We start from the raw sequence: 25,398 nt of genomic DNA, 5'->3' as shown, positions 1-25,398 counted from the left end.
CGCCGGGCGCCGCCGTCACAGCTGGCAGCCTGGGCACCAGTAGAGCTTGCGCCCCTGCATCGTCTCGAGCGCGATCGCGGTGCCGCACCGGCGGCACGGCAGCCCCTCGCGCTTGTAGACCCAGTGCCGGTCGGCGCGGTTCGCGAGCGCCGCCGCGCGACGCGCGCCCCGCAGGCCGTCGATCGTGAGCATCTGGCCCGTCTCGACGCCGATTCGCAAGAGCTTGACCCAGTCGCGCCAGAGCCCGCGCAGCTCGTCGTCGGTGAGCTTCGCGCCGGGCCGGTGCGGGTCGATCGCGGCGCGGAAGAGCAGCTCGGCGCGGTAGACGTTCCCGATGCCGGCGACGACCGACTGGTCCATGAGCAGCTGCCCGATCGGCTGGTTCGACCTCGAGGCGCGCTCGACGAAGCGCTCCTCCGCGCGGCGCTTCGACTCCGTCGGCGCCTCGGGGTCGGGTCCGAGCCGCTGCGCGAGCGCCTCGACCTGGCGGTCGTCGAGCACTTCGCACACGGTGGGCCCGCGCAGGTCGGCGACGGCGGTGTCGGTGAGGATGCGGACCCGCACCTGTCCGATCGGGTCGGGCGGGAAGGCGGTCACGGCGGTCGCGGTCTCGTGCTCCCCCGCGCGCAGCCGCGTCAGTCGTGGCGCGCCGATCGAGTGGATCGAGTCCTCCGACTCCCCCTCGGTGCCGGCCCCGCGCATCCCCGTCTGGCCCATGCGGCCGTCGGCGGCGAGGATCGTCGGGTCGAGCGAGATCTCGCCCGCGAAGTCCCACGCGCCGTAGATGCCGAGGTGCACGTGCAGCGTCGGCCCGTCGAAGCCGACGAGCAGGTGCTTGCCGATAGCATCCGACGTCGTGATCTCGCGCCCGTCGAGCTCAGCGGCGCCGATGGCGAAGCGGCCCTGCGGACTCGACACCGCGGCCGTGCGGCCGACGAAGTTCGCCCGGAACTGGCGGGCGATGCGGTGGACGGAATGCCCCTCCGGCATCAGCGGATCTCGTGGCCCGCGATGCCGCCCGTCGTCTCGTACTCCCCAAGCTGCGCGATGCGGCGCGCATGGCGCTCGGCACCGCTGAAGGGCGTCGCGATGAAGGCGTCGATGATCTCGAGCATCTCGGCCTCCTCGTGCTGGCGGGCGCCGACGGCGACGACGTTCGCGTCGTTGTGCTCGCGCGCGAGCTCGGCCGTGCGGAGGCTCCACGCGAGCGCGGCGCGCACGCCCTCGACCTTGTTGGCCGCCATCTGCTCCCCGTTGCCCGAGCCGCCGAAGACGACGCCGAGCGCCTCGACGCCCGCGCGCTGGTCGCGCACGACCGCGCGGGCAGCGTTGATGCAGAACGCCGGGTAGTCGTCCTCGGCGTCGTACTCGGTCGGTCCGTGGTCGACGCACTCGTGGCCGCGCTCGGTCAGGTGCTGGACGAGCCGCTTCGACATCTCGAAGCCGGCGTGGTCGGTGGCGATGTGGATGCGCATCACGCCTCCTGCTGATCGGTCGCGTCGGTCGCGAAGACGGGCCCGCGCGTGCGCGAGCGCTTGAGCTCGAAGAAGCCGTCGATCGACGCCGCCGCGACGATGCCGTCGAAGAGCTTGAGCGCCGCCTCGCCGGTGGGCGCGGGGCTGATGACGGGTCCGAAGAACGCGACGTCGTCGACCGCGATGACCGGCGTGCCGACGTCGTCGCCCACGAGGTCGATCGCCGCCTGGTGGCTCGCGCGCAGCGCCTCGTCGTGCTCGTCGGTCTCCTCCGCGAGCGCCGCGTCGAGACCCGCGGCCTCGAGCGCCTCGGCGATGATCGCGTCGTCGTCCTTCCGGCGCTCGTGGTGGATGCGCTCGCCGAGCGCGTCGTAGAGCGCCTTGACGGCCGCGTCGCCGCCGGCGGCGCGCGCCGCGGTCGCGAGCCGCGTGAGCCGCATCGAGCGCGGCATGCGCGCGGCGTACTCCTCGGGCAGGTCGCGGCCCTCGTTGAGCACGGCGAGGCTCATGACCTGCCAGTCGACGTCGAAGCCGCGCGCGTCGGCGACCTCGCCGAGCCAACGGCTCGTCATCCACGCCCACGGGCACGTGGGGTCGAACCACATGCGGACGCTGCTCGGCTGCTCGATCGTCACGTCGGTGCTCATGCCTCGATGCTATCCGGGCGGGCGCTGCGGGCCCGGGCGAGCACCGGGCGCCCGGGCGCGCGCGACTACGCTGGAGGGCACTGCCCACCAGCACCTGAGAGACAAGGGAGTGCCAGCGTGCCCGGAGAGAACCTCACCCGCGCCGAGGCCCAGGAGCGCGCTGCGCTCGTCGAGGTCGACAGCTACGAGATCCATCTCGACCTCACCACCGGCGACGAGGTCTTCCGCTCGACGACGACCGTGCGCTTCCGCGCCCGCGAGGGTGCGTCGACCTTCATCGACCACATCTCCCGCGAGGTGCACTCGGTCGTGCTCAACGGCACCGAGCTCGACCCCGCCCTCGTGAACGACGGCGTGCGCATCCAGCTCGACGACCTCCGCGACGACAACGCGCTCACGATCGTCTCCGACGCGCTCTACGTCAACACGGGCGAGGGCCTCCACCGCTTCGTCGACCCCGTCGACGGCGAGGTCTACCTCTACTCGCAGTTCGAGGTGCCCGACTCCCGCCGTGTCTTCGCCGTCTTCGAGCAGCCCGACCTCAAGGCGACGTTCCGCTTCACGGTCGTCGCGCCCGCGCGCTGGCAGGTCGTCTCGAACCAGCCGACGCCCGAGCCGGTCGTCGAGGGCGACACCGGCACGTGGAGCTTCGAGCCCACCCCGCGCATCTCGAGCTACATCACCGCCCTCGTCGCGGGCCCGTACACCGTCACCCGCTCCGAGCTGACCTCGAGCGACGGCCGCACGATCCCGCTCGGCAGCTTCTGCCGCGCCTCGCTCGCCGAGCACATGGACGCCGACTACATCTTCGACACGACCCGCAAGGGCTTCGCCTTCTTCGAGGAGCAGTTCGGGGTCGCCTACCCGTTCGAGAAGTACGACCAGCTCTTCGTGCCGGAGTTCAACGCGGGCGCGATGGAGAACGCCGGATGCGTGACGTTCACCGAGTCGTACGTGTTCCGCGCGCAGGTGACCGACGCCATCCGCGAGCGGCGCGTCGTGACGGTGCTGCACGAGCTCGCCCACATGTGGTTCGGCGACCTCGTGACGATGCGCTGGTGGAACGACCTGTGGCTCAACGAGTCGTTCGCCGAGTGGGCCTCGACGCTCGCGACCGCCGAGGCGACGGAGTGGACGGGCGCGTGGACGACGTTCCAGGCGATGGAGAAGACCTGGGCGTACCGCCAGGACCAGCTGCCCTCGACGCACCCCATCGTCGCCGAGATCCGCGACCTCGAGGACGTGCAGGTCAACTTCGACGGCATCACGTACGCCAAGGGCGGCTCGGTGCTCAAGCAGCTCGTCGCGTGGGTGGGCCTCGAGTCGTTCATGGAGGGCGTCGGCGCCTACTTCCGCAAGCACGCGTGGGGCAACACCGAGCTCGCCGACCTGCTCGCCGAGCTCGAGGCGGCGAGCGGCCGCGACCTCGGCGAGTGGAGCGAGCTGTGGCTCGAGACGGCCGGCGTCAACACGCTGCGCCCGACGATCGAGACGACGCAGGACGGCATCATCACCGCGTTCACGATCGAGCAGACCGCGCCGGCCGAGTGGCCGACGCTGCGCCCGCACCGCCTCGCGATCGGCTTCTACGACGAGGTCAAGGGCAAGCTCGTGCGCCGCGAGCGCATCGAGCTCGACGTCGCGGGCGCGGTGACGAACGTGCCGCAGCTCGTCGGCCACCTGCGCCCCGCGCTCATCCTGCTCAACGACGACGACCTCGCGTACGCGAAGATCCGCCTCGACGAGCAGTCGATGGCGACGGCGCTCGCGAGCCTGCGCGACATCGACGACCCGCTCGCTCGCGCCCTCGTGTGGGGCGCCGCGTGGGATGCGACGCGCGACGGCGAGACCCCCGCGAGCGACTACGTCGACCTCGTGCTCGCGAACATCGGCGCCGAGACCGAGTCGACGACCATCCGGCTCGCGCTCGCGCAGCTCGCCCAGGCGGCGCGCACCTACGTGCACCCCTCGCGCCGCGCCGCGACGATCGAGCGCATCGGCGACGCGCTGTGGTCGCTCGTCGTGGATGCGGAGCCCGGCTCCGACGCGCAGTTCCAGTTCGTGGGCGCCTTCGCGGGACTCGCCTCGACCGAGCAGCACGTCGAGGCCCTCCGCGGCCTGCTCGACGGCTCGCGCTCGCTCGAGGGCCTCGAGGTCGACGCCGACCTGCGCTGGCAGCTGCTCGACGGCCTCGTGCTCAACGGTGCCGCGGGCGAGGCGGAGATCGCGGCGGAGCTCGCGAGCGACGACACCGCGACCGGCCGGCAGTTCGCCGCTCGCGCGCGGGCGACGATCCCCACGCCGGAGGCGAAGGAAGCGGCGTTCGCGTCGGTCGTCGACCAGGCGGGTGCCTCGAACATGATCGTGCGCTACACGGGGCTCGGCCTCGTGCACGTCAACGACGCATCCAGCCTCGACGCGATCGTCGATCGGTACCACGAGGCGATCCACGGCATCTGGGACACGCGCACCTACCAGGTCGCGGAGGGGCTGCTCGTCGGCCTCTACCCCGCCGTCGTCGCCGACGAGCGGCTCGCGCGCACGACGCGCGAGTGGCTCGAGCGCAACGAGTCGGCCGCGCCCGCGCTGCGCCGCATCGTCGTCGAGCACCTCGCCGGCGTCGAGCGCGCGCTCGAGGCGCAGGAGCGCGACGCCTGATCGGAGACGGGATGCGGACTGCGGCGACGGATGAGGCGTCGGCGACCGGCTGGGCCGCCGTCGCCGAGTGGTGGGAGAGCTGGGGCCAGCCGGTCGGCGTGCTGCTCGCGATCCTCGGCGCGTTCGTCGCCTACTGGATCGTCAAGGCGGCGATCGGCCGGGTCGTGCACGGCGTCGTCTCGGGCGTCAAGCGCCGGGCCGACGCCGCCGACACCGAGGCGCTGTCGAACTCGCCGCTCGCGCAAGTGCGGGTCGTGCAGCGCACCCGCGCGATCGGCAGCGTGCTCAACACGCTCGCGGCGTGGGTCATCGGCGCGCTCGCGCTCATCCTCATCCTGTCCATCCTCGGCGTGAACGCCGCCTCGCTCGTCGCGATGGCGGGCTTCCTCGGGGCGGCGGCCGGCGTCGGCGCGCAGGGCGTCATCAAGGACTTCCTCAACGGCCTGTTCATGGTCTTCGAGGACCAGCTCGGCATCGGCGACGTCGTCGACCTCGGCGAGGCGTCCGGCGTCGTCGAGTCGGTCGGCATCCGCGTGACCCAGGTGCGCGACGTGCACGGCACGCTCTGGTACGTGCGGAACGGCGAGATCGTCAGGGTCGGCAACGAGTCGCAGGGCTGGGCGCGCGTCATCATCGACCAGGCCGTGCCGTACGACGTCGACATCGACCGCGTGCAGGAGCGGCTGCTCGAGATCGCCACGCGCATGAGCGAGGACCCGGCGTGGCTCCACCGCATCATCGACAAGCCCGAGGTGTGGGGCGTCGAGTCGGTCTCGTCGGAGGCGATCGTCATCCGGCTCGTCGTGCGCACGAAGGCGAGCGCGAAGTACGAGGCGGGCCGCGAGCTGCGGCGCCGCGTCAAGCTCGGCCTCGACGACCTCGGCCTGCACCTGCCGTCGATGCAGAGCATCGTCGTCAAGGGGATGGAGCAGTCGAGGTGACGAACCAGAGCATGCACGAGGCCATCGGCGGGGAGGCGTTCTTCCGTGCGCTCGTGCACGAGTTCTACGAGCGCGTGTGGGCCGACGAGGTGTTGCGCCCGATGTACCCGGCCGACGACCGCGCCGGCGCCGAGGACCGGCTGCGCATGTTCCTCGAGCAGTACTGGGGCGGACCGACGACCTACGGCGAGCAGCGCGGCCACCCGCGCCTGCGGATGCGCCACGCCGCCTACGCGATCGACCCGGATGCGCGCGACCGGTGGATCGCGTGCATGCGTGGCGCGCTCGACGCGCTCGACCCGGCGCCGCTGCTGCGCGCCGAGGTCGAGGACTACTTCGAGCGGGCCGCGACCGCCATGCTCAACCGCAACCCGCTCATCCGCTGACCCAGCCCTCGAGGAGGAGCACCATGGCCGACGACGTCCTGGTGATCGGCGCCGGCCTCGCCGGTCTCGTGACCGCGAGCGAGGCGCTCGAGCGCGGCCGCCGCGTGCGCATCATCGACCAGGAGGGCCCGCACGCGATCGGTGGCCAGGCCTACTGGTCGTTCGGCGGGCTGCTGCTCGTCGACTCCCCCGAGCAGCGCCGGCTCGGCATCGCCGACTCCCTCGAGCTCGCGCGCGCCGACTGGGCTGCGTCGGCAGGCTTCGACCGGGACGAGGATGCGTGGGCCCGGCAGTGGGCGGACGCCTACCTCGACTTCGCCCACCGCGAGCTGCGGCCGTGGCTGCGCGCGCTCGGCGTCGGGCTCTTCCCCATCGTCGGGCATGCCGAGCGCGGCGCGCGGACGCCCGGCGGCCACGGCAACACGGTGCCTCGCTTCCACATCGTGTGGGGCACGGGCCCCGGGCTCGTCGCGCCGTTCACGCGGCGGCTGCGCGACGCGGTCGCCGACGGTCGCGCGCAGCTCTCGTTCCGGCACCGCGCCGAGCGGCTGCTCGTCGAGGACGGTCGCGTCGTCGGCGTCGCCGGCTCCCGGCTCGCGCCCGACGTCACCGTGCGCGGTGAGCCCTCGAGCCGCGAGGCGGTCGGCGGCTTCGAGCTGCGCGCCGAGTCGGTAGTCGTGGCGACCGGCGGCATCGGCGGCGAGCTCGAGCGCGTGCGCGAGCTGTGGCCCGCGCGGCTCGGCGCCGCGCCCGAGACAGCGGTGCGGGGCGTGCCGGTGCACGTCGACGGCTCCGGGCTCGCGATCGCGGCGGATGCCGGTGCCCGGCTCGTGAACGGCGACCGCATGTGGCACTACACCGAGGGCATCCGCAACTGGGATCCGGTCTGGCCGCAGCACGGCATCCGGATCCTGCCAGGTCCCTCGAGCCTGTGGCTCGACCACCGCGGCCGCCGCTTGCCCTCCCCCAACTACCCGGGCTTCGACACGCTCTCGACGCTCGAGCACCTGCGCTCGGTCGGCGCCGAGCACTCGTGGTTCGTGCTCACGCAGTCGATCGTCGAGAAGGAGTTCACGCTCTCGGGCTCGGAGCAGAACCCCGACCTCACCGGCAGGAGCATCCGCAGGCTCGCCCAGCGTGTGCTGCCCGGCGCGCCCGCGCCCGTGCAGGCGTTCCTCGACCACGGCGAGGACTTCGTCGTCGCCGGCAGCCTCACCGAGCTGCTCGACGGCATGGAGCGGCTCGGCCCCGGCCTCGACCGCGCGGCGGTCGTCGCAGCGATCCGCGAGCGCGACGCGGCCGTGGCCGACCCCGCCTCGGACGACCCGCAAGCGGTCGAGATCCGCCGCGCGCGCGAGTACGTCGGCGACCGGCTCGTGCGCACCGCCGCGCCCCACCGCATCCTCGACGAGCGCCACTGGCCGCTCATCGCCGTCCGCCTGCACACGCTCACGCGGAAGACGCTCGGCGGCATCCAGACCGACCTCGACTCGCGCGCGCTCGGCGCCGACGGCGAGCCGATCCCCGGGCTCTTCGCGGTCGGCGAGGCGGCGGGCTTCGGCGGCGGCGGCGTGCACGGCTACCGCGCGCTCGAGGGCACGTTCCTCGGCGGCTGCCTGCACACCGGGCGGCGTGCGGGTCGCGCCGCCTGAGCCGGGACGGCGAAGCGCCCCGTCCGCGGGGGACGGGGCGCTTGCGCTGCGAGCGGTCAGTGCGTGAAGTTGCCGCGGTAGTGCTCGTAGACCCAGCCGACGAGCATGATGATGAGCAGCACGGCCGCGATCGGGATGAGGAACGTCGGCCCCGTCGGGGAGAGGAACACGAGCGCGAGGGCGAAGCCCACGCCGATCGGCCACCAGCTCCACGGGGAGTAGTGCCCCTCCTCCGGGTCGGCGTCGTCGATCTCGGCGTCGAGGCGGTCGGACGGGTGCTCTGCCCCGCCCTGCCCGCGGCGCACGAGCACGAGGTAGAACCCGATGAGGCCCGACATGAGGCCCGTGAGCGCGAGGCCCAGGGTGCCGGCCCACTCGACCCGGCCGTCGTACGCGAGCATGTGCCAGATCGTGTACGCCGCCGAGCAGAGGAGGAAGAAGGCGGTCAGGATCGCCATCAGGATGATGTTGACGCGCATGTCAGCGCACCTCCTCGTCAGACAGATCCACGACCGGGCGCTGCGGGGCGTCCTTGAGCGCGCCCACTCCCACGCCGTACTGCATGCCCGCGTTCGGGTGGTGCAGGTCGAACGCCGGCGACTCCGAGCGGATGCGCGGGATCGAGTGGAAGTTGTGGCGCGGCGGCGGGCAGCTCGTCGCCCACTCGAGCGAGCGGCCGGTGCCCCACGGGTCGTCGACCGTCACGCGCGGCGCGGTGCGCGCCGTGATCCAGACGTTCCAGAGGAACGGGATCATCGACAGGCCGAGGATCATCGAGCCGATCGTCGAGACCTGGTTCATCCACGTGAAGCCGTCCTCCACGAGGTACGTGTAGTACCGGCGCGGCATGCCCATCACGCCCAGCCAGTGCTGGATGAGGAAGGTCATGTGGAAGCCGATGAACAGCATCCAGAAGTGCACGTGGCCCAGCCGGTCGTTGAGCATCTTGCCGGTCCACTTCGGCCACCAGAAGTAGAAGCCCGCGAACATCGCGAACACGACGGTGCCGAACACGACGTAGTGGAAGTGCGCGACCACGAAGTACGTGTCGGAGATGTGGAAGTCGAGCGGCGGCGAGGCGAGGATGACGCCCGTGAGGCCGCCGAACGTGAACGTCACGAGGAACCCGAGCGTCCAGATCATCGGCGACTCCCACGTGATGGAGCCTCGCCACATCGTGCCGATCCAGTTGAAGATCTTGACGCCCGTGGGTACCGCGATGAGCATCGTCATGAGTGCGAACCACGGCAGCAGCACCGTGCCGGTGACGTACATGTGGTGCGCCCACACCGTGACCGAGAGCGCCGCGATCGCGATCGTCGCGCCGACGAGCGTGTTGTAGCCGAAGATCGGCTTCCGCGAGAACACCGGGGTGATCTCGGAGATGATGCCGAAGAACGGCAGCGCGATGATGTACACCTCCGGGTGCCCGAAGAACCAGAAGAGGTGCTGCCAGAGCACAGCTCCGCCGTTCGCCGGATCGTAGATGTGGCCGCCGAGGATGCGGTCCATCGCAAGGCCGAACATCGCGGCCGCGAGCACCGGGAAGACGACGATCACGAGGATCGACGTGATGAGCACGTTCCAGGTGAAGATCGACATCCGGAACATCGTCATGCCCGGAGCGCGCATCGTGATGATCGTCGTGATGAAGTTGACGCCACCCATGATCGTGCCGAAGCCCGAGAGGCCGAGGCCGAGCACCCAGAGGTGCCCGCCGATGCCGGGCGAGAACGCCGTCGTCGAGAGCGGCGTGTAGGCGAACCAGCCGAACGACGCGGCGCCCTGCGGCGTGAGGAAGCCCGCGACCGCGATGAGCGAGCCGAACGAGAACATCCAGTAGGCGAGCGCGTTGAGCCGCGGGAACGCGACGTCGGGGGCGCCGATCTGCAGCGGCATCATGACGTTCGCGAAGCCCGCGAAGAGCGGCGTCGCGAACATCAGCAGCATGATCGTGCCGTGCATCGTGAAGAGCTGGTTGTACTGCTCCTCCGTCGGCACGACCTCGAGGCCAGGCGCGAACAGCTGGGCGCGGATCAGCAGCGCCATGACGCCGGCGATGAGGAAGAAGAGGAACGAGGTGATCAGGTAGAGGTACCCGATCGTCTTGTGGTCGGTGGTGGTGATCCACTTGACCAGCACGTTGCCCTTGCGCTCAGCCCCCGGGCTCAACGCCGGTCGCGTCTGCGTACCGGGCGTCACCGTGGCAGTCATCAGCGGTCCTCGCCTTCGTTCGTGGTGTCGACGTCCTCGTCACGGGCCGGGTCGACGTTCTCGTCGCCCGAGAAGGGGTTGATCGACTCGCCGATCTCGCCCACGAAGCCCTGCTGCTCAAGGCTCTCGAGGTAGGCGTCGTACTCCTCCGGGCTGACGAGCTCGACGTTGAAGAGCATGTACGCGTGGTACTCGCCGCAGAGCTCGGCGCACTTGCCGCGCAGCACGCCCTCCTGGTCGCCGGTCTCGAAGTACATGTGGTTGGTGACGCCGGGCAGCATGTCCTTCTTGTAGAGGAACTCCACCACCCAGAAGGAGTGCGCGACGTCGCGCGCCTCGAGCGTGATCTCGATCGACGAGTTCGTCGGGAGGTACAGCGTCGGCAGCGAGTCGGCCTGCATCTGCCCCGTCTCGGGGTCGTTCTGCACCTGGATGCCCTGGTAGTAGACCGGGTCCTGGCCCTCGCGCTCGTAGACGAAGTCCCACGACCAGCGCTTGCCGTAGACGGTGAGCGAGTAGTCGGGGTCCTCGATCGGCTCCTCGATGATCGCCTGGTCACGCGCGGTGAACGCGAAGAAGCCCGCGACGAGCACGACCGGCACGATCGTGAAGAAGATCTCGATCGGCATGTGGTACCGCAGCTGCACCGGCAGGCCCGTCTGGCCCCGGCGGCGGCGGTAGGCGATCGCGGCCCAGATCATGAGGCCCCACGTGATGATGCCGACGCCCATCAGGACGATCCACGAGGTCGTCCAGAGCCCCATGATGCGGTCGACGTGGTTCGTCAGCCCGGGCTCGGACGGCATGTACCCCTGGAGCTGTGCCTGGGTGCATCCCGCGAGCGCAAGAGCGACGACCACCGCGACCGGGGCGGCGATCCAGCGAGATCGACGATTGCGCAATGTCTTCCTCCGAGTCCTTGAGCAGTCTCCCTCGATCCTAGTACCCACAGACGGCGCTCAGGCCCCGGCGACGCTCCACCGAACCGGCCGTGCAACGGCGGAGCGCCGCGGTTCCGAGTGGATCCGCGGCGCTCCGGCGTGGTGCCTTGCGTACGTCAGTGGAACGAGTCTCCGCACGCGCAGGAACCCTGCGCGTTGGGGTTGTCCATCGTGAAGCCCTGCTTCTGGATCGTGTCCTCGAAGTCGATCGTCGAGCCGTCGAGGTAGGGCACGCTCATGCGGTCGACGATGACCTCGACGCCGTCGAAGTCGCGCACGACGTCGCCGTCGAGCATCCGCTCGTCGAAGTAGAGCTGGTAGATGAGGCCGGAGCAGCCGCCCGGCTGCACGGCGACGCGCAGCCGCAGGTCGTCGCGGCCCTCCTGGTCGAGCAGGCGGCGCACCTTGTCGGCGGCCGTGTCGGTGAGCGTGACGCCGTGCGTCGCGACATCCGTCATGGGTTCGCTCCCTTCGTTCGGCCGGGCGAGCCGGCGTCCCCCAGTCTACGCCTGTCGGTCGCCCGCGCGCGCGAGCAGCAGCGCCTCCGCGCCGATCGCGCGCTTGAGCACCCCGAGGTGCTGCGACTCGTTGGGGCTGTGCGCCATCGTGCCGGGGTCCTCGACGCCCGTCACGAGGATCTGGGCGCCCGGGAACTGCGCGACGAGGTCGGCGATGAACGGGATGGACCCGCCGATGCCGGCCTCGACGGGCTCGGCACCCCACGCATCCGCCATCGCCCGCTTCGCCGCCTCGGCGCCCCAGCCCGACGCGTCGACGAGGAAGGGGTCGCCGAGGTCGACGTCGGTGATCTCGAGGTGCGCGCCGAAGGGCACGTGCGCGCGCAGGTGGCGCTCGATCGCGGCGAACGCGTCGGCGGCCGACTGGCCCGGCGCGATGCGGGTCGAGAGGCGGAAGCGCATCGTCGGGAGGATCGTGTTGGATGCGTCGGGCACGCTCGGCGCGTCGACGCCCGTGATCGTCGCGGCGGGCTTCGCCCACAGGCGGCGCAGGAGCGGCCCCGTGCCGATGAGCTCGACGCCCTCGAGCACCGCCGCCTCGTCGCGCAGGTGCTGCTCGGACTGCTCGGGCACGTCGAGGTCGGCCTCGGTGAGCCCCGCGATCGCGACCGAGCCCTCGCCGTCCCAGATGGTCGCGGCGAGCTTCGCGAACGCGAGCATCGCATCCGGCACCGCCCCGCCGTACATGCCGGAGTGGCTCGCGTGGCCGAGCGTCGTGATGCGCACGTTGAGCGCGACGTTGCCGCGCAGCGCGACGGTGAGCGAAGGCGTCTCGATCGACCAGTTGTCGCTGTCGGCGACGACGATGACGTCGGCGCGCAGCGCATCGGCGTGCAGCTCGAGGAAGCGCTGGAAGGAGCGGGAGCCGTGCTCCTCCTCCCCCTCGATGAACAGCGCGAGGCCGACCTCGGGGTCGAGCACCTCGGCGAGCGCGCGCACGGCGGCGATGTGGGTGATGACGCCGGCCTTGTCGTCGGAGGCGCCGCGGCCGTGGAGCCGGCCGTCGATCTCGGTGGGCTCGAACGGCGGCGTGCGCCATAGCGCCTCGTCGCCCCACGGCTGCACGTCGTGGTGGGCGTAGAGCAGGATCGAGGGCTTGCCGTTCCGCGCCGCGCGCGTCGCGAGCACGGCGGGCTGGCCGAGCTGGTCGGTGTCGCCGATCGGCGCGCGCTCGATCGAGACGCGCTCGAACACGCCGGTGCCCTCGGCGAGCGCGGCGACCGCCTCGGCGCTCTCCCGCACGTGCGCGGGGTCGTACGCGTCCCACGAGACGGAGGGGATGCGCACGAGCGCCTTGAGATCCTCGACCGCGCGGGCGAACCCGGCGTCGACGGCGGCGAGGATGGCCTGGTCGCGCTCGGAGAGCGCGCTGGAGTCAGCGGAGGCGAGAGTCATGCGCTCGATCCTAGGCGCGGGCACGGCACGCGCGCGGCGGTAGGATGGGGGCTCCCCTGGCACACAACGAGAAGGACCTCCCCGTGGCCCTGTTCCGCCGTTCCGCCGACGACAAGGCCGTCGCCGCTCCCGAGCCCTCGGGCCGTCGCACGCCCAAGCAGTCGGAGCAGGTCGCCCGCAACCGCCGGCCGCTCGTGCCGGAGGACCGCAAGGAAGCCCGCCGCCAGATGCAGGACAAGATGCGCGCGGAGCGCGAGAAGGCGCGCCGCGGCTTCGAGGCGGGCGACGAGAAGTACCTGCCGGCGCGCGACAAGGGCCCGGTGCGCCGCTACGTGCGCGACTTCGTCGACGCGCGCCTGTCGATCGGCACGCTCGCGATGCCGATGATGATCGTCGTGCTCGTCATGACGTTCCTCAACGACCCGCAGTGGCGCCTCATCGCGAACCTCGTGCTGTGGGGCTTCGTCATCATCGTCGTGCTCGACTCCGTCTTCATGGCGTGGCAGCTGCGGCGCGCGATCCGCGGCAAGTTCGGCGAGAAGGATGCGAAGGGGCACGGCTGGTACGCGACCATGCGGTCGGTGCAGCTGCCGTTCATGCGCATGCCGAAGCCGAAGACGAAGCTCTTCAAGTACCCGGAGTAGCCGCCGGAGCGGCTCGCTCGGCCGGCTGGGTCGGCGCGGTCAGCCGGCGAGCAGCCCGCGGTTGATCTCGCGCGCCCACCCCGGCCCGCGGTAGATGAAGCCCGTGTAGCCCTGCACGAGCGCGGCGCCCGCCTCGAGCCGCTCGCGCACGTCGGCGGCGGTCTCGACGCCGCCGACCGAGACGACGTCGATCGCGCCGGGCAGCTCGGCGCGCAGCAGGCGGAGCACCGCGAGCGAGCGCGACGCGACCGGCGGCCCCGACAGGCCGCCCGCGCCCGCGCGAGCCACCGCATCCGCCGCCGTCCGCAGCCCGTCGCGGCGGATCGTCGTGTTCGTCGCGATGATGCCGGCGAGCTCGAGCCGGGTGGCGAGCGCGGCGATGCCCGCGACCTGCTCGTCGTCGAGGTCGGGCGCGATCTTCACGAGCACGGGCACCGCGCCGGCCGCCTCGCGCACGGCGGCGAGCAGCGGCTCGAGCACCCGCTCCTCCTGCAGGCCGCGGAGGCCCGGCGTGTTCGGCGAGGAGACGTTGACGGCGAGGTAGTCGGCGACCGGCGCGAGGAGGCGCGCCGAGTGCAGGTAGTCGGCCTCGACGGCCGCGGCGTCATCGGCGTCGACGACGCGGCTCTTGCCGATGTTGACGCCGATCACCGGTCGGGAGCGCGCCTCGCGAGCGGCGGCGATGCGCTCGGCGGCGGCCGCCGCTCCCCCGTTGTTGAAGCCCATCCGGTTGACGAGCGCGCGGTCGTCGACGAGCCGGAACAGGCGCGGCCGCTCGTTGCCGGGCTGCGCGCGGGCCGTGATCGTGCCGACCTCGACGTGGCCGAAGCCGAGCGCGCCGAGGCCCGCGATCATCGTCGCGTCCTTGTCGAAGCCCGCGGCGACGCCGAACGGGGTCGGGAACCGACGGCCGAGCGCCTGCGTCGTCAGCCGCGCATCCGTCCGCACCCCGGGGCGCGCGGCGCCGATCGCGCGGATCGCGGCCGCGCCGAGGTGGTGCGCGCGCTCGGGGTCGACGTGCGCGAAGCCGTGCCGGAACAGCAGGTCGTAGGCGGTCACCGGTCGTCCTCGGCGCTGTCGGCCGCCGCGGCGCGCTCCTCGCGGAGCGCCCGGATCGCCGCCTCGAAGTCGTCGAGCGAGTCGAAGGCGTTGTAGACGCTCGCGAAGCGCAGGTAGGCGACCTCGTCGAGCGCGCGCAGCGGCGGCAGCACCGCGAGGCCGATCTCGTTCGCGTCGATCTGGCTCGCGCCGGTCGCGCGCACGGTCTCCTCGACCGCTTGGGCGACGCTCGCGAGGTCGGCGTCGGTCACGGGGCGGCCTCGCACGGCCTTCCGCACGCCCTCGATGACCTTCTCGCGCCGGAACGGCTCGAGCACGCCCGAGCGCTTGACGACCGAGAGGCTCGCGGTCTCGACGGTCGTGAACCGGCGCCCGCACTCGGTGCACTGGCGACGGCGGCGGATCGACGTGCCGTCGTCGGTCGTGCGCGAGTCGACGACGCGCGAGTCGGGGTTGCGGCAGAACGGGCAGTGCATCAGCGCGCCTCCTCGAACCGGGCGTCGATCGCCTCGCCGTGCGCGGACAGGCCCTCGGCGCCCGCGAGGGCGACGACGTCGGCGCGCACCGCCTCGAGCGCCGCGCGGTCGTAGCGCACGACCTGCTGCGGCCGCAGGAAGGTCGCGGCGCCGAGCCCCGCGACGCGGCGCGCCTGGCCGCCGGTCGGCAGCACGTGGTTGGAGCCCGCGGCGTAGTCGCCGAGGCTCACGGGCGAGTGCGGGCCGAGGAAGATCGCGCCGGCGTGGTGGATGCGCGCGAGCACGGCGTCGTCGTCGCGCGACTGGATCTCGAGGTGCTCGGGCGCGTAGGCATCGCTCACGCGTGCGGCGGCCTCGAGGTCGGCGACGAGCACGATCGCCGACTGCTCGCCGGCGAGCGACGTCGAGACGCGCTCGGCCGCGGCGGTCGCGGCGGCACGGCGGGCGACGGATGCGTCGACGCGGTCGGCGAGGTCCGTGCTGTCGGTCACGAGCACGGCCGCCGCGAGCTCGTCGTGCTCGGCCTGGCTCACGAGGTCGGCGGCGATGAGCTCGGGATCGGCGCTCTCGTCGGCGATCACGAGGATCTCGGTCGGGCCGGCTTCGGCGTCGACGCGCACACGGCCCGCGACGGCGCGCTTCGCGGCAGCGACGAAGACGTTGCCGGGGCCCGTGACGACGTCGACGGGCTCGAGGCCGATGCCCGGCACGCCGTGCGCGAAGGCGCCGATCGCGCCGGCGCCGCCCATCGCGTAGACCTCGTCGACGCCCAGCAGCGCGCACGCGGCGAGGATCGTCGGGTGCGGGAGCCCGCCGTGCTCGGCTTGCGCGGGGCTCCCGACCGCGATCGAGCCGACGCCCGCCGCTTGGGCCGCCACGACGTTCATCACGACGCTCGAGGGGTAGACGGCCTTGCCGCCCGGCACGTAGAGGCCGACGCGGTCGACCGGCTGCCAGCGCAGCTCGACCACCGCGCCCGGCGCGAGCTCGACCGAGCTCGGCGGCGGCACCTGCGCGGCGGAGCCGACGCGCACGCGGGCGATCGCCGTCTCGAGCGCGGTGCGCACGGCGGGATCCAGCTCGGCGAGCGCGCGCTCGACCGCCTCGCTCGGCACGCGGAGGTCGGCGGGCCGCACGCCGTCGAAGCGCTCGGCCTGCGCGACGAGCGCGTCGGCGCCGCGCTCGCGCACGTCGGCGATGAGCTCCTGCGCGGCGGGCAGCGCGCGCTCGACGTCGACCGCCGGCCGCGGCAGCAGCGCGCGCAGCTCCTGATCCCCGGGCAGCGTCGTGAGGTCGAGTCGTCGGAGCATGACCTCCATCGTATTCGCCGCGCCCGCCCGCGCCGCCCCTGCCCTGCCGCCGAGCAGCGCCTCCCGCGCCTGAGTGGCGGCTCCCGCAGGTGAGTGGCGGCGTCGTCCGCCACTCACCCACCGCGGGCGCCACTCACCTGCCGCGGGCGCCACTCACCTGCCGCGGGCGCCACTCACCTGCCGCGGGCGCCACTCACCTGCCGCGGGCGCCACTCACCTGCCGCGGGCGCCACTCACGGGCGGGGCGGCGTGCGCGGGTGGCGCGGGGCGGGTCAGGCGATCGAGGCGGGGCCGAGCAGGCTCTTGATCTCGCCGAAGAGGTCGCTCGAGACGCGCACCTTCTGCGGCAGCGAGAAGACCCGCAGCACCTCGGGGCGCTCGAGCGCGAGCCGCACGTCGGTCGGGCCCGAGTGGCGCTCGAGCAGTGACCGCAGCTCGCGCATCGCCGTCATCGAGGCGCGCCGCTCGGGGATCCGCAGCTCGAGCGGCCGGCTCTCGTCGATCGGCTGCACGTCGGGGGTGTCGATCATGTTCGCGTGCACCGTGAAGCCGTCGTCGCGGGTGCGCACTCGGCCGCGCACGACGACCACCTGGTCGGGCACGAGCGCCGGCCGGAACTCGGTGTAGGTCTTCCCGAGCACCATGACCTCGAGCTCGCCGCCGAAGTCCTCGAGCGAGAAGATGCCGTACTGGTTGCCAGAGTTACGCGCCACGCGGTGCTGCACGTTCGTGATGAGCCCCGCGAGCGTGACGGTGTCGCCGTCCTCGGCCGAGTCCGCGAGGTCCTGGATCTGGTGCGTCGCGTGCTTCGCGAGCTCGAGCTCGAGCCCCGAGAGCGGGTGGTCGGAGACGTAGAGCCCGAGCATCTCGCGCTCGAACGCGAGCTTGTCCTTCTTGCCCCACTCCGGGCGGTCGGGCACGCGGTCGGCGACGGTCTCGAGGTCGTCGAAGATGTCGCCGAAGAGGTCGACCTGCCCGTTGGCCTCGTTGCGCTTGATCGAGACGGCGGCATCCACCGCATCCTCGTGGATCTCGAGCATCGCGCGACGCGTCGCGCCGAGGCTGTCGAACGCGCCCGACTTGATGAGCGACTCGACCGTGCGCTTGTTCGCGACGCCGAGCGGCACCTTCTTCAGGAAGTCGTGGAAGCTCGAGTAGGCGCCCTCGCGCGTGCGCGCCGTGATGATGCCGTCGACCACGCCATCGCCGACGTTCCGCACCGCGCCGAGGCCGAAGCGGATGTCGTCGCCGACGGCCGTGAAGTAGAGCGACGACTCGTTGACGTCCGGCGGGAGCACCGTGATGCCCATCCGGCGGCACTCCGAGAGGTAGAGCGCCATCTTGTCCTTCGAGTCGCCGACGCTCGTCAGCAGCGCCGCCATGTACTCGGCCGGGTAGTGCGCCTTGAGGTAGGCGGTCCAGTAGGAGATGACGCCGTAGGCGGCGGAGTGCGCCTTGTTGAACGCGTAGTCCGAGAAGGGCAGCAGGATGTCCCAGAGGGCCTTGACAGCGGCGGCCGAGTAGCCGCGCTCGAGCATGCCGCCCGAGAAGGCCTCGAACTGCTTGTCGAGCTCGGCCTTCTTCTTCTTGCCCATCGCGCGCCGCAGGATGTCGGCCTGGCCGAGCGAGTAGCCGGCGACCTTCTGCGCGACCGCCATCACCTGCTCCTGGTAGATGATGAGGCCGTAGCTCTCGGCGAGGATCTCGGCGAGCGGCTCCTCGAGCTCGGGGTGGATCGGCGTGATCTCCTGGAGCCCGTTCTTGCGCAGCGCGTAGTTCGTGTGCGAGTCGGCGCCCATCGGGCCCGGCCGGTAGAGCGCGATGACGGCCGAGATGTCGCCGAAGCTGTCGGGCTTCATGAGCCGCAGGAGCGAGCGCAGCGGCCCGCCGTCGAGCTGGAAGACGCCGAGCGTGTCACCGCGCTGCAGCAGCTCGTACGCGCCGCGGTCGTCGAGCGGGAGCGTCTCGAGGTCGAGCTCCTCGCCCCGGTTCGCGCGGACGTTGTCGAGCGCATCCGAGACGATCGTGAGGTTGCGGAGCCCGAGGAAGTCCATCTTGATCAGGCCGAGCGACTCGCACGCGGGGTAGTCGAACTGCGTGATGATCGCGCCGTCCTGCTCGCGCTTCATGATCGGGATGATGTCGATGAGGGGGTCGGACGACATGATGACGCCCGCCGCGTGCACGCCCCACTGGCGCTTGAGGTTCTCGAGCCCGCGCGCGGTCTCGAAGACGGTCTTCGCGTCGGGGTCGGTCTCGATGACCGCCCGCACGTCGCCGGCCTCCTTGTAGCGCTCGTGCTTCTCGTCGAAGATGCCCGAGAGCGGGATGTCCTTGCCCATCACCGCGGGCGGCATCGCCTTCGTGAGCTTCTCGCCCATCCCGAAGGGGAAGCCGAGCACGCGGGATGCGTCCTTGAGCGCCTGCTTCGACTTGATCGTGCCGTACGTGACGATCTGGGCGACGCGCTCCGAGCCGTACTTCTCGGTCACGTAGCGGATGACCTCGGGGCGCCGGCGGTCGTCGAAGTCGATGTCGAAGTCGGGCATCGAGACGCGGTCGGGGTTGAGGAAGCGCTCGAAGATGAGGCCGTGCTCGAGCGGGTCGAGGTCGGTGATGCGCATCGCGTAGGCGGCCATCGAGCCGGCGCCCGAGCCGCGGCCGGGGCCGACGCGGATGCCGTTGTCCTTCGCCCAGTTGATGAAGTCGGCGACGACGAGGAAGTAGCCCGGGAAGCCCATGTTCGAGATGACGCCCATCTCGTACTCCGCCTGCCGGTGGACGGCGTCGGGGATGCCGCCCGGGTAGCGGCGCTCGAGGCCCACCTGCACCTCGTGCCGGAACCACGACTCCTCCGTGTGGCCCTCGGGCACCGGGAAGCGCGGCATGTAGTTCGCCGACTCGTCGAACTCGACGTTGCACCGCTCGGCGACGAGCAGCGTGTTGTCGCTCGCGCCCTCCAGGTCGCGGAAGAGGTGGCGCATCTCGGCGGCCGACTTGACGTAGTAGCCGCCGCCCTCGAGCCGGAAGCGGTTCGGGTCGTCCATCGTCGAGCCCGACTGCACGCACAGCAGCGCCTCGTGGCTCTTCGCGTCCTCCGCGTGCGTGTAGTGCAGGTCGTTCGTCGCGAGCAGCGGCAGCCCGAGGCGCGAGCCGATCTCGAGCAGGTCGTCCTTGACGCGCCGCTCGATCTCGAGCCCGTGGTCCATGATCTCGAGGAAGTAGTTGTCGGCGCCGAAGAGGTCGCGGTAGCTCGCGGCCGCCTCGAGCGCGGCGTCGAACTGCCCGAGCCGCAGCCGCGTCTGCACCTCGCCCGAGGGGCAGCCGGTCGTCGCGATGAGCCCGGTCGAGTAGCGCTCGAGCAGCTCGCGGTCCATGCGGGGCTTGAAGTAGAAGCCCTCCATCGAGGCGTAGGACGAGAGCCGGAAGAGGTTGCGCAGCCCCTCGTCGTTCTCGGCGAGCAGCGTCATGTGCGTGTACGCGCCGCTGCCCGAGACGTCGTCGCCGGGCGAGGCGTCGGCGCCGCCCCACTTCACGCGCGTCTTGTCGCTGCGGTGGGTGCCGGGCGTGATGTACGCCTCGGTGCCGATGATGGGCTTGACGCCCTGCGCGCGTGCCGCCTTCCAGAACTCGTAGGCGCCGAAGACGTTCCCGTGGTCGGTCATCGCGACCGCCGGCATCCCCTCCTCCTGCACCGCCTTCATGAGCTCGTTGATGCGAGCGGCGCCGTCGAGCATCGAGTACTCGGTGTGGACGTGGAGGTGCGCGAAGGAGTCTGCCATGGCCCCTCGATCCTACGGCGGGGCGCCCACCGCGGGCGGCGGCTCGCGCGCCGGCTGTCAGTCCTCGCGCAGCACGTCGAGCGCGCGCGAGAGCTCGGGCGAGGGCTCGGAGGAGAAGACCGCCCACTCCCCCGTGCCGGGGTGCTTGAAGCCGAGCCGCACCGCGTGCAGCCACTGCCGCTCGAGGCCGAGCCGGGCGCTCACCGTCGGGTCGGCGCCGTACATCGCGTCGCCGAGGCACGGATGCCTCCTGGCCGCCATGTGCACGCGGATCTGGTGGGTGCGACCCGTCTCGAGCTGCACCTCGAGCAGGCTGCCGCCGCGGAACGCCTCGATCGTCTCGTAGTGCGTCACGGCGTGCTTGCCGCTCGAGACGACGGCGAAGCGCCACTCGTGGTTCGGGTGCCGCCCGATGGGCGCGTCGATCGTGCCGACGAGCGGGTCGGGGTGCCCCTGCACGGCGGCGTGGTAGATCTTCTCGACCTCGCGGTCGTGGAAGGCGGCCTTGAGCCGCGAGTAGGCCCGCTCGCTCTTCGCGACCACCATGAGCCCGCTCGTGCCGGCGTCGAGCCGGTGCACGACGCCCTGCCGCTCGGCGGCGCCCGAGGTCGCGATCCTGAAGCCTGCCGCGGCGAGCGCGCCGACGACCGTCGGCCCCTGCCAGCCCATGCTCGGGTGCGCGGCGACGCCCGCGGGCTTGTCGACCACCACGATGTCGTCGTCGTCGTGCACGATGCCGAGCTCGGGCACGGGCGTCTCGACGATCGTGGGCTCCTCGCGCGGCTGCCACGAGAGGTCGAGCCACGCGTCGGCGCGCAGCCGATCCGACTTCCCGAGCACCGAGCCGTCCTGCACGGCGCCGCCCGCGTCGAGCATCGCCACCACCGCGGTGCGCGAGAGCCCGAGCAGCCGCGCGATGCCGGCGTCGGCGCGCGAGCCGTCGAGCCCGGGCGGCACCTGCAGGAAGCGGGACTCCATCAGTCGCGCGGTCCCTCGGCGTCCGTGCCCGGCTCGCCGGACGCATCCGCCGCCGTCGGCTCGTCGGTGTGCCGCTGCCCGTCGAGGCCGATGTTCAGCAGCACGAGCAGCACGATGCCGATCATCGACGAGACGATGAAGATGTCGGCGACGTTGAAGATCGCCGGGAAGCCCCACACCTGGATGAAGTCGACGACGTGGCCGACGAAGAAGCCCGGCTCGCGGGTGAGCCGATCGGTCAGGTTGCCGAGCGTGCCGCCGAGGAGCCCGCCGAACGCGGCCGCCCACCAGATGGAGCGGATGCGTCGCAGCTGCGTGATGATGACGACCACGACCGCGGCGGCGAGGATCGTGAAGATCCAGGTCGAGCCGGCCGCGAGCGAGAACGCGGCGCCGGGGTTCCGCACGAAGTGCCACTGCAGCAGCTCGCCGAGCACCTGCCGGCGCTCGCCCTCGGCCATCTCGGCGATGACCCACTCCTTCGAGAGCAGGTCGCCGAGCCAGACGAGCGCCGCGACCCCGAGCACGAGCCCCAGCGTGCGCCAGGAGCGCGCCGCCGGAGCCGCGCCCGGGGTCTCGGGTGCAGCCTCGTGCGTCACCGAGCGGCTCAGCTGCCGCCCTGGCCGCCGAAGGCGAGCGACGACGACCGGTCGAGGTCGCGCAGCTGGCTCTCGATGTAGCCGCGCAGCTTGAGGCGGTAGTCGCGCTCGAAGCTCTTGAGCTCGTCGATCTTCTGCTCGAGGAGCGACTTCTGCTCGTCGAGGCGGGCCTTGGTCTGGTCGAACTCCTGCTCGAGCAGCGACTTGCGCTCCTCGGCCGCCTCCTCGATCTGCTGGGCGGTCTGCTCGGCAGCGGCGACGAGCTCGTCGCGCTTGCGCTCGCCCTCGGCGACGTGCTCGTCGTGCAGGCGCTGCGCGAGCACGATGAGGCTGTTGGCCTCGGTCTGGACGGGGTTCGAAGCCTCGGCGGCGGGCTCGGGCGCGGCCTGCGCGGCGCTCTGCTGCTGCTCGGCGAGCTGCTGCTTGAGCTGCTCGTTCTCGGCGCGCAGCGCGTCGAGCTCGGCAGTGTCGGGCTCGGCGGCCGCGACGGGCTCGGCCTGCTCGGTCGCGACCGGCGCGGCGTCGCGCTCGGCGAGCTGCTGCTTGAGCTGCTCGTTCTCGCTGCGGAGGGCGTCGAGCTCCGCATTGTCGACCTCTGCGGCCGGCGCGGGCTCGGCGGGGGCGATGCCCTGGCGGAGCTGCTCGTTCTCGGCCCGGAGCCCGTCGTTCTCCTCGATGAGGCGACGCAGCTCGGTGACGACCTCGTCGAGGAAGTCGTCGACCTCGTCCTGGTCGTAGCCGTCGCGGAAGCGCGTCGTCTCGAAGCGCTTGTGGACGACGTCGTCAGGAGTCAGTGCCATGGCTTGCCTTTCTTCGTCGGCTGCCCGGCCCGAGCGGGCCTGCAGCGCAGATTCACTGTACCCGCCCGCGGACGGCGTTCTGTCGATCCTAGCCAAGCGCCGACCGAGCGAGCGCTCAGGCGGGCAGGAGCCGGAAGGGACCGACGATGGTCATGACGAGCAGCAGCGCGAGCATGAGCACGACCATCGCGAGGTCGAGCATCGCGCCGCCCACGCGCACGGGCTTCACGAACCGGCGCACGAACCGCAGCGGCGGGTCGGTCAGCCGCAGGATCCACACCGACACGACGAGCCAGAAGCCCGTCGGCCGCCAGTCGCGCCGCACCTGTCGCACGAGGTCGACGACGATGCGCGCGAAGAGGAGGTAGAACGCGAGCAGCGCGGCGGTGTGGACGACCCAGGCGAGGATCGAGACGAGCAGCACTGGGCGCGCGTCAGTGCGAGAAGACGGCCGAGTCGGCGTCCTCGTCGATCGAGCGCGTGCCGGAGACGGCGATGTGCTCGGGGGTGAGGAGGTAGACCTTCGTCGTCACGCGCTCGATGCGGCCCTCGAGGCCCTGCGTGAGCCCGGCGGAGAAGTCGATCAGGCGACGCGCGTCGCCGTCGGTCATCTGCGACAGGTTGATGATCACCGGCGTGCCGGCGCGGAACGCCTCGGCGATCGCCTTCGCGTCCTTGTACTGGCGCGGGTGCACCGTGAGGATCTCGCTCATGTCGTTCACCTTCTGGCTCGCGCGGAGCTTCGTGACGGGTGCGCGGCGCGGCTCCTCCGCCGCGCGCTCGCGCACGGGCTGGGGCGCGCGCTCCTCGCTCTCGGCCCGCTCGACAGGACGGACCTCCTGGGTCAGCTCGTCCTCCTCGGCGAAGCCGAAGTAGATCGCAGCCTTCTTGAGTGCGTTGCTCATGGGATCCTCCTCGTGGCTGGGTTCACGCTATAAGCCGGTCGCACGGTTTCCCGTGATTGCCGTGCCGATGCGCAGGTGTGTCGCGCCGTGGTCGAGCGCCTCGCGCCAGTCGCCGCTCATGCCGGCGGAGATCCAGTCGGCGTCGGGGTCGATCGATCGCGCGCGCTCGGCGAGCGAGGCGAGCCGCTCGAAGGCGCGCGCCGGCTCCTCGCCGAGCGGCGCGACCGCCATGACGCCCCGGAGCCGGAGCGCGGGTGATGCGGCGACGCGCTCGGCGAGCGCGTCGAGCCCCGCAGGCGCGACGCCGCCGCGGCCGGGGTCGTCGGTCAGGTTGATCTGCACGAGCGCGTCGCGCACCGGGCGCTCGTCGCCCGGCTCGCCGCCCTCGAGCGCCTCGACGAGGTCGACGGAGTCGATGGAGTGCAGCACGTCGGCGTAGCGGGCGACCTGCCGCGCCTTCTTGCGCTGCAGCTGGCCGACGAAGTGCCACGTGAGCCCGAGGTCCTCGAGCTCGGCCGCCTTGTCGCGCGACTCCGGGTGCCGGCTCTCGCCGAAGTGCCGCTGCCCCGCCTCGGCGAGCTCGCGCACGAGCGAGGCCGGGTGAAGCTTCGTCACGACGACGAGCGTCACCTCGCGCCCCCGGCGCGCGCCCTCGAGCTCGTCGAGGAACGCGGCCAGGCGCGCGGCGGGGGTGTCGGTCACGTCAGCGGAGGAAGTCGGGGAGGAACTCGTCCTCCTCCTCGTCCACCTGGGTGAGCGGCTGCACCGGACCGGTGAGGTGGTCGGCGACGGGCGGGGCCGGGATCGGCCGTCGCTCGGCGGGCGCCTCCTGCGCGCTCGGGGCGCTGTGCGACGACTCGCGCAGGCCCATCTCGGTGCGCGCCGCGGTGCGGATGACCGAGTCGTCGTCCTTCGCGATCGGGCCGGCGCCGTCGAAGCCCGCGGCGATGACCGTCACGCGCACCTCGTCGCCGAGCGTGTCGTCGATGACGGTGCCGAAGATGATGTTCGCCTCGGGGTGCACGGCCTCCTGCACGAGCTTCGCCGCGTCGTAGGTCTCGTGGATGCCGAGGTTGCTGCCCGCCTGGATCGAGAGCAGCACGCCGTGGGCGCCGTCGATCTTGGCCTCGAGCAGCGGGCTCGCGACGGCGAGCTCCGCCGCCTTGATCGCCCGGTCGGCGCCCCGCGAGGAGCCGATGCCCATGAGCGCGGAGCCCGCGCCCTGCATGACCGACTTCACGTCGGCGAAGTCGACGTTGATGAGGCCCGGCGTCGTGATGAGGTCGGTGATGCCCTGCACGCCCGCGAGCAGCACCTGGTCGGCGGTCTCGAAGGCCTCGACCATCGAGATGCCCATGTCGCTGATCTCGAGCAGGCGGTCATTCGGCACGACGATGAGCGTGTCGACCTCGTTCTTGAGCGCCTCGACGCCAGCCTCGGCCTGCGCCTGGCGGCGGCGGCCCTCGAACGAGAACGGCTTCGTCACGACGCCGACGGTGAGCGCGCCGAGGCTCTTGGCGATGCGAGCGACGACGGGCGCGCCGCCCGTGCCCGTGCCGCCGCCCTCGCCAGCGGTGACGAAGACCATGTCGGCGCCGGCGAGCGCCTCCTCGATCTCCTCCGCGTGGTCCTCGGCAGCGCGACGGCCGACCTCGGGGTCGGCGCCCGCGCCGAGGCCCTTGGTGAGCTCGCGGCCGACGTCGAGCTTGACGTCGGCGTCGCTGAGCAGCAGCGCCTGCGCGTCGGTGTTGATGGCGATGAACTCGACGCCGCGCAGGCCGAGGTCGATCATGCGGTTCACGGCGTTCACGCCGCCGCCGCCCACACCGACCACCTTGATGACGGCGAGGTAGTTGTTGTTGGAAGTCACGGTCCCGGCCCCTCGATCGAACTCTCAACCTCTAGTTGAAGTTTAGAGAATTCCTCACTTCATGCTGACGACTCCGACGGTACGGGCGGCGGAGGCGCTCGGCCGGGAGCGACTCGGTGTGTCGGCGCAGGTCAGGACAAGAAAAAGA

Annotated in this window: 24 protein-coding genes; 5 read left to right on the top strand and 19 right to left on the bottom strand. The window is 71.8% G+C overall.

Features of this window, described 5'->3' with window-relative positions:
• Positions 1-15: 15 nt before the first annotated feature.
• From JQT67_RS10275 to JQT67_RS10265, 3 genes are read right to left on the bottom strand one after another with little or no spacing between them, the layout of a single operon-like run.
• Entirely contained in the window at positions 16-990 is a 975-nt protein-coding gene (locus JQT67_RS10275) for an Fpg/Nei family DNA glycosylase (protein WP_208064582.1), read from the bottom strand.
• Positions 990-1,475, bottom strand: a complete 486-nt coding sequence (locus tag JQT67_RS10270) for a ribose-5-phosphate isomerase (protein ID WP_208064581.1) — start codon at positions 1,473-1,475, stop codon at positions 990-992. Before JQT67_RS10270 ends, JQT67_RS10275 begins: the two co-directional genes overlap by 1 nt.
• Positions 1,475-2,122: a DsbA family protein gene (locus JQT67_RS10265; RefSeq protein WP_021011665.1), complete on the bottom strand. Its 648-nt coding sequence runs from the start codon at positions 2,120-2,122 to the stop codon at positions 1,475-1,477. Before JQT67_RS10265 ends, JQT67_RS10270 begins: the two co-directional genes overlap by 1 nt.
• 117 nt (positions 2,123-2,239) lie before the next feature.
• On the opposite strand from JQT67_RS10265, the gene pepN reads away from it, so the two are divergent.
• From pepN to JQT67_RS10245, 4 genes are read left to right on the top strand one after another with little or no spacing between them, the layout of a single operon-like run.
• Entirely contained in the window at positions 2,240-4,780 is a 2,541-nt protein-coding gene (gene pepN / locus JQT67_RS10260) for an aminopeptidase N (protein WP_208064580.1), read from the top strand.
• 11 nt (positions 4,781-4,791) lie between these two features.
• On the top strand, positions 4,792-5,721 hold the full coding sequence (locus JQT67_RS10255; protein ID WP_208064579.1) for a mechanosensitive ion channel family protein: 930 nt from the start codon (positions 4,792-4,794) through the stop codon (positions 5,719-5,721).
• Complete coding sequence (locus JQT67_RS10250) at positions 5,718-6,107, top strand: globin (RefSeq protein ID WP_307864300.1); 390 nt, start codon at positions 5,718-5,720, stop codon at positions 6,105-6,107. The genes JQT67_RS10255 and JQT67_RS10250 overlap by 4 nt, the downstream gene beginning before the upstream one ends.
• 23 nt (positions 6,108-6,130) lie before the next feature.
• Positions 6,131-7,759, top strand: a complete 1,629-nt coding sequence (locus tag JQT67_RS10245; protein WP_208064578.1) for an FAD-binding dehydrogenase — start codon at positions 6,131-6,133, stop codon at positions 7,757-7,759.
• A 56-nt stretch (positions 7,760-7,815) separates the two neighbouring features.
• Here JQT67_RS10245 and JQT67_RS10240 read toward each other — a convergent pair whose 3' ends face one another.
• The 5 genes from JQT67_RS10240 to JQT67_RS10220 all read right to left on the bottom strand — a co-directional run bounded on the left by JQT67_RS10240 (position 7,816) and on the right by JQT67_RS10220 (position 12,827).
• Entirely contained in the window at positions 7,816-8,238 is a 423-nt protein-coding gene (locus JQT67_RS10240; protein WP_208064577.1) for a cytochrome c oxidase subunit 4, read from the bottom strand.
• A gap of 1 nt (position 8,239) precedes the next feature.
• The gene (gene ctaD / locus JQT67_RS10235; RefSeq protein WP_208064576.1) at positions 8,240-9,973 is read right to left on the bottom strand and encodes a cytochrome c oxidase subunit I; all 1,734 of its coding nucleotides are present in this window, start codon (positions 9,971-9,973) and stop codon (positions 8,240-8,242) included.
• Entirely contained in the window at positions 9,973-10,779 is an 807-nt protein-coding gene (gene coxB / locus JQT67_RS10230) for a cytochrome c oxidase subunit II (protein ID WP_208064575.1), read from the bottom strand. The genes ctaD and coxB overlap by 1 nt, the downstream gene beginning before the upstream one ends.
• A 251-nt stretch (positions 10,780-11,030) precedes the next feature.
• Positions 11,031-11,372: an iron-sulfur cluster assembly accessory protein gene (locus tag JQT67_RS10225; protein ID WP_208064574.1), complete on the bottom strand. Its 342-nt coding sequence runs from the start codon at positions 11,370-11,372 to the stop codon at positions 11,031-11,033.
• A gap of 45 nt (positions 11,373-11,417) precedes the next feature.
• On the bottom strand, positions 11,418-12,827 hold the full coding sequence (locus tag JQT67_RS10220) for a dipeptidase (RefSeq protein WP_208064573.1): 1,410 nt from the start codon (positions 12,825-12,827) through the stop codon (positions 11,418-11,420).
• Positions 12,828-12,910: 83 nt separating this feature from the next.
• Here JQT67_RS10220 and JQT67_RS10215 point away from each other — a divergent pair, with 83 nt between their 5' ends.
• Positions 12,911-13,471 carry a DUF3043 domain-containing protein gene (locus JQT67_RS10215; RefSeq protein ID WP_208064572.1) on the top strand — a complete coding sequence of 187 codons (561 nt, stop codon included), beginning with the start codon at positions 12,911-12,913 and terminating at the stop codon, positions 13,469-13,471.
• A gap of 39 nt (positions 13,472-13,510) precedes the next feature.
• Here JQT67_RS10215 and JQT67_RS10210 read toward each other — a convergent pair whose 3' ends face one another.
• The 11 genes from JQT67_RS10210 to ftsZ all read right to left on the bottom strand — a co-directional run bounded on the left by JQT67_RS10210 (position 13,511) and on the right by ftsZ (position 25,250).
• Positions 13,511-14,530, bottom strand: a complete 1,020-nt coding sequence (locus JQT67_RS10210; protein ID WP_208064571.1) for a quinone-dependent dihydroorotate dehydrogenase — start codon at positions 14,528-14,530, stop codon at positions 13,511-13,513.
• Positions 14,527-15,006 carry a transcriptional regulator NrdR gene (nrdR, locus tag JQT67_RS10205; RefSeq protein ID WP_208064570.1) on the bottom strand — a complete coding sequence of 160 codons (480 nt, stop codon included), beginning with the start codon at positions 15,004-15,006 and terminating at the stop codon, positions 14,527-14,529. Before nrdR ends, JQT67_RS10210 begins: the two co-directional genes overlap by 4 nt.
• On the bottom strand, positions 15,006-16,316 hold the full coding sequence (gene hisD, locus JQT67_RS10200; RefSeq protein WP_208064569.1) for a histidinol dehydrogenase: 1,311 nt from the start codon (positions 16,314-16,316) through the stop codon (positions 15,006-15,008). The genes nrdR and hisD overlap by 1 nt, the downstream gene beginning before the upstream one ends.
• Before the next feature lie 272 nt (positions 16,317-16,588).
• Complete coding sequence (gene dnaE, locus JQT67_RS10195) at positions 16,589-20,098, bottom strand: DNA polymerase III subunit alpha (RefSeq protein ID WP_208064568.1); 3,510 nt, start codon at positions 20,096-20,098, stop codon at positions 16,589-16,591.
• A gap of 57 nt (positions 20,099-20,155) precedes the next feature.
• Complete coding sequence (locus JQT67_RS10190; protein WP_208064567.1) at positions 20,156-21,076, bottom strand: RluA family pseudouridine synthase; 921 nt, start codon at positions 21,074-21,076, stop codon at positions 20,156-20,158.
• Positions 21,076-21,675: a signal peptidase II gene (gene lspA / locus JQT67_RS10185; protein WP_208064566.1), complete on the bottom strand. Its 600-nt coding sequence runs from the start codon at positions 21,673-21,675 to the stop codon at positions 21,076-21,078. The genes JQT67_RS10190 and lspA overlap by 1 nt, the downstream gene beginning before the upstream one ends.
• Positions 21,676-21,683: 8 nt before the next feature.
• Entirely contained in the window at positions 21,684-22,475 is a 792-nt protein-coding gene (locus tag JQT67_RS10180) for a DivIVA domain-containing protein (RefSeq protein ID WP_208064565.1), read from the bottom strand.
• Between the two features lie 115 nt (positions 22,476-22,590).
• Positions 22,591-22,899 (bottom strand): YggT family protein, encoded by a 309-nt coding sequence (locus JQT67_RS10175; protein WP_021011649.1) that lies wholly within the window; start codon positions 22,897-22,899, stop codon positions 22,591-22,593.
• A gap of 10 nt (positions 22,900-22,909) precedes the next feature.
• Positions 22,910-23,380, bottom strand: coding sequence for a cell division protein SepF (locus tag JQT67_RS10170; protein ID WP_021011648.1), 471 nt, complete (start codon positions 23,378-23,380; stop codon positions 22,910-22,912).
• 27 nt (positions 23,381-23,407) lie between these two features.
• A complete protein-coding gene (locus JQT67_RS10165) occupies positions 23,408-24,082 on the bottom strand; it encodes a YggS family pyridoxal phosphate-dependent enzyme (protein ID WP_208064564.1) in 675 nt (224 codons plus the stop codon).
• A 1-nt stretch (position 24,083) separates the two neighbouring features.
• Positions 24,084-25,250: a cell division protein FtsZ gene (ftsZ, locus tag JQT67_RS10160; RefSeq protein WP_021011646.1), complete on the bottom strand. Its 1,167-nt coding sequence runs from the start codon at positions 25,248-25,250 to the stop codon at positions 24,084-24,086.
• Positions 25,251-25,398: the final 148 nt, after the last annotated feature.

This window comes from Agrococcus sp. TF02-05 (assembly GCF_017565345.1).
GTDB classification, from domain to species: domain Bacteria; phylum Actinomycetota; class Actinomycetes; order Actinomycetales; family Microbacteriaceae; genus Agrococcus; species Agrococcus pavilionensis.
Note: the sequence above shows the minus strand (reverse complement) of the source record. Positions and strands in the feature narration are given on the sequence as shown.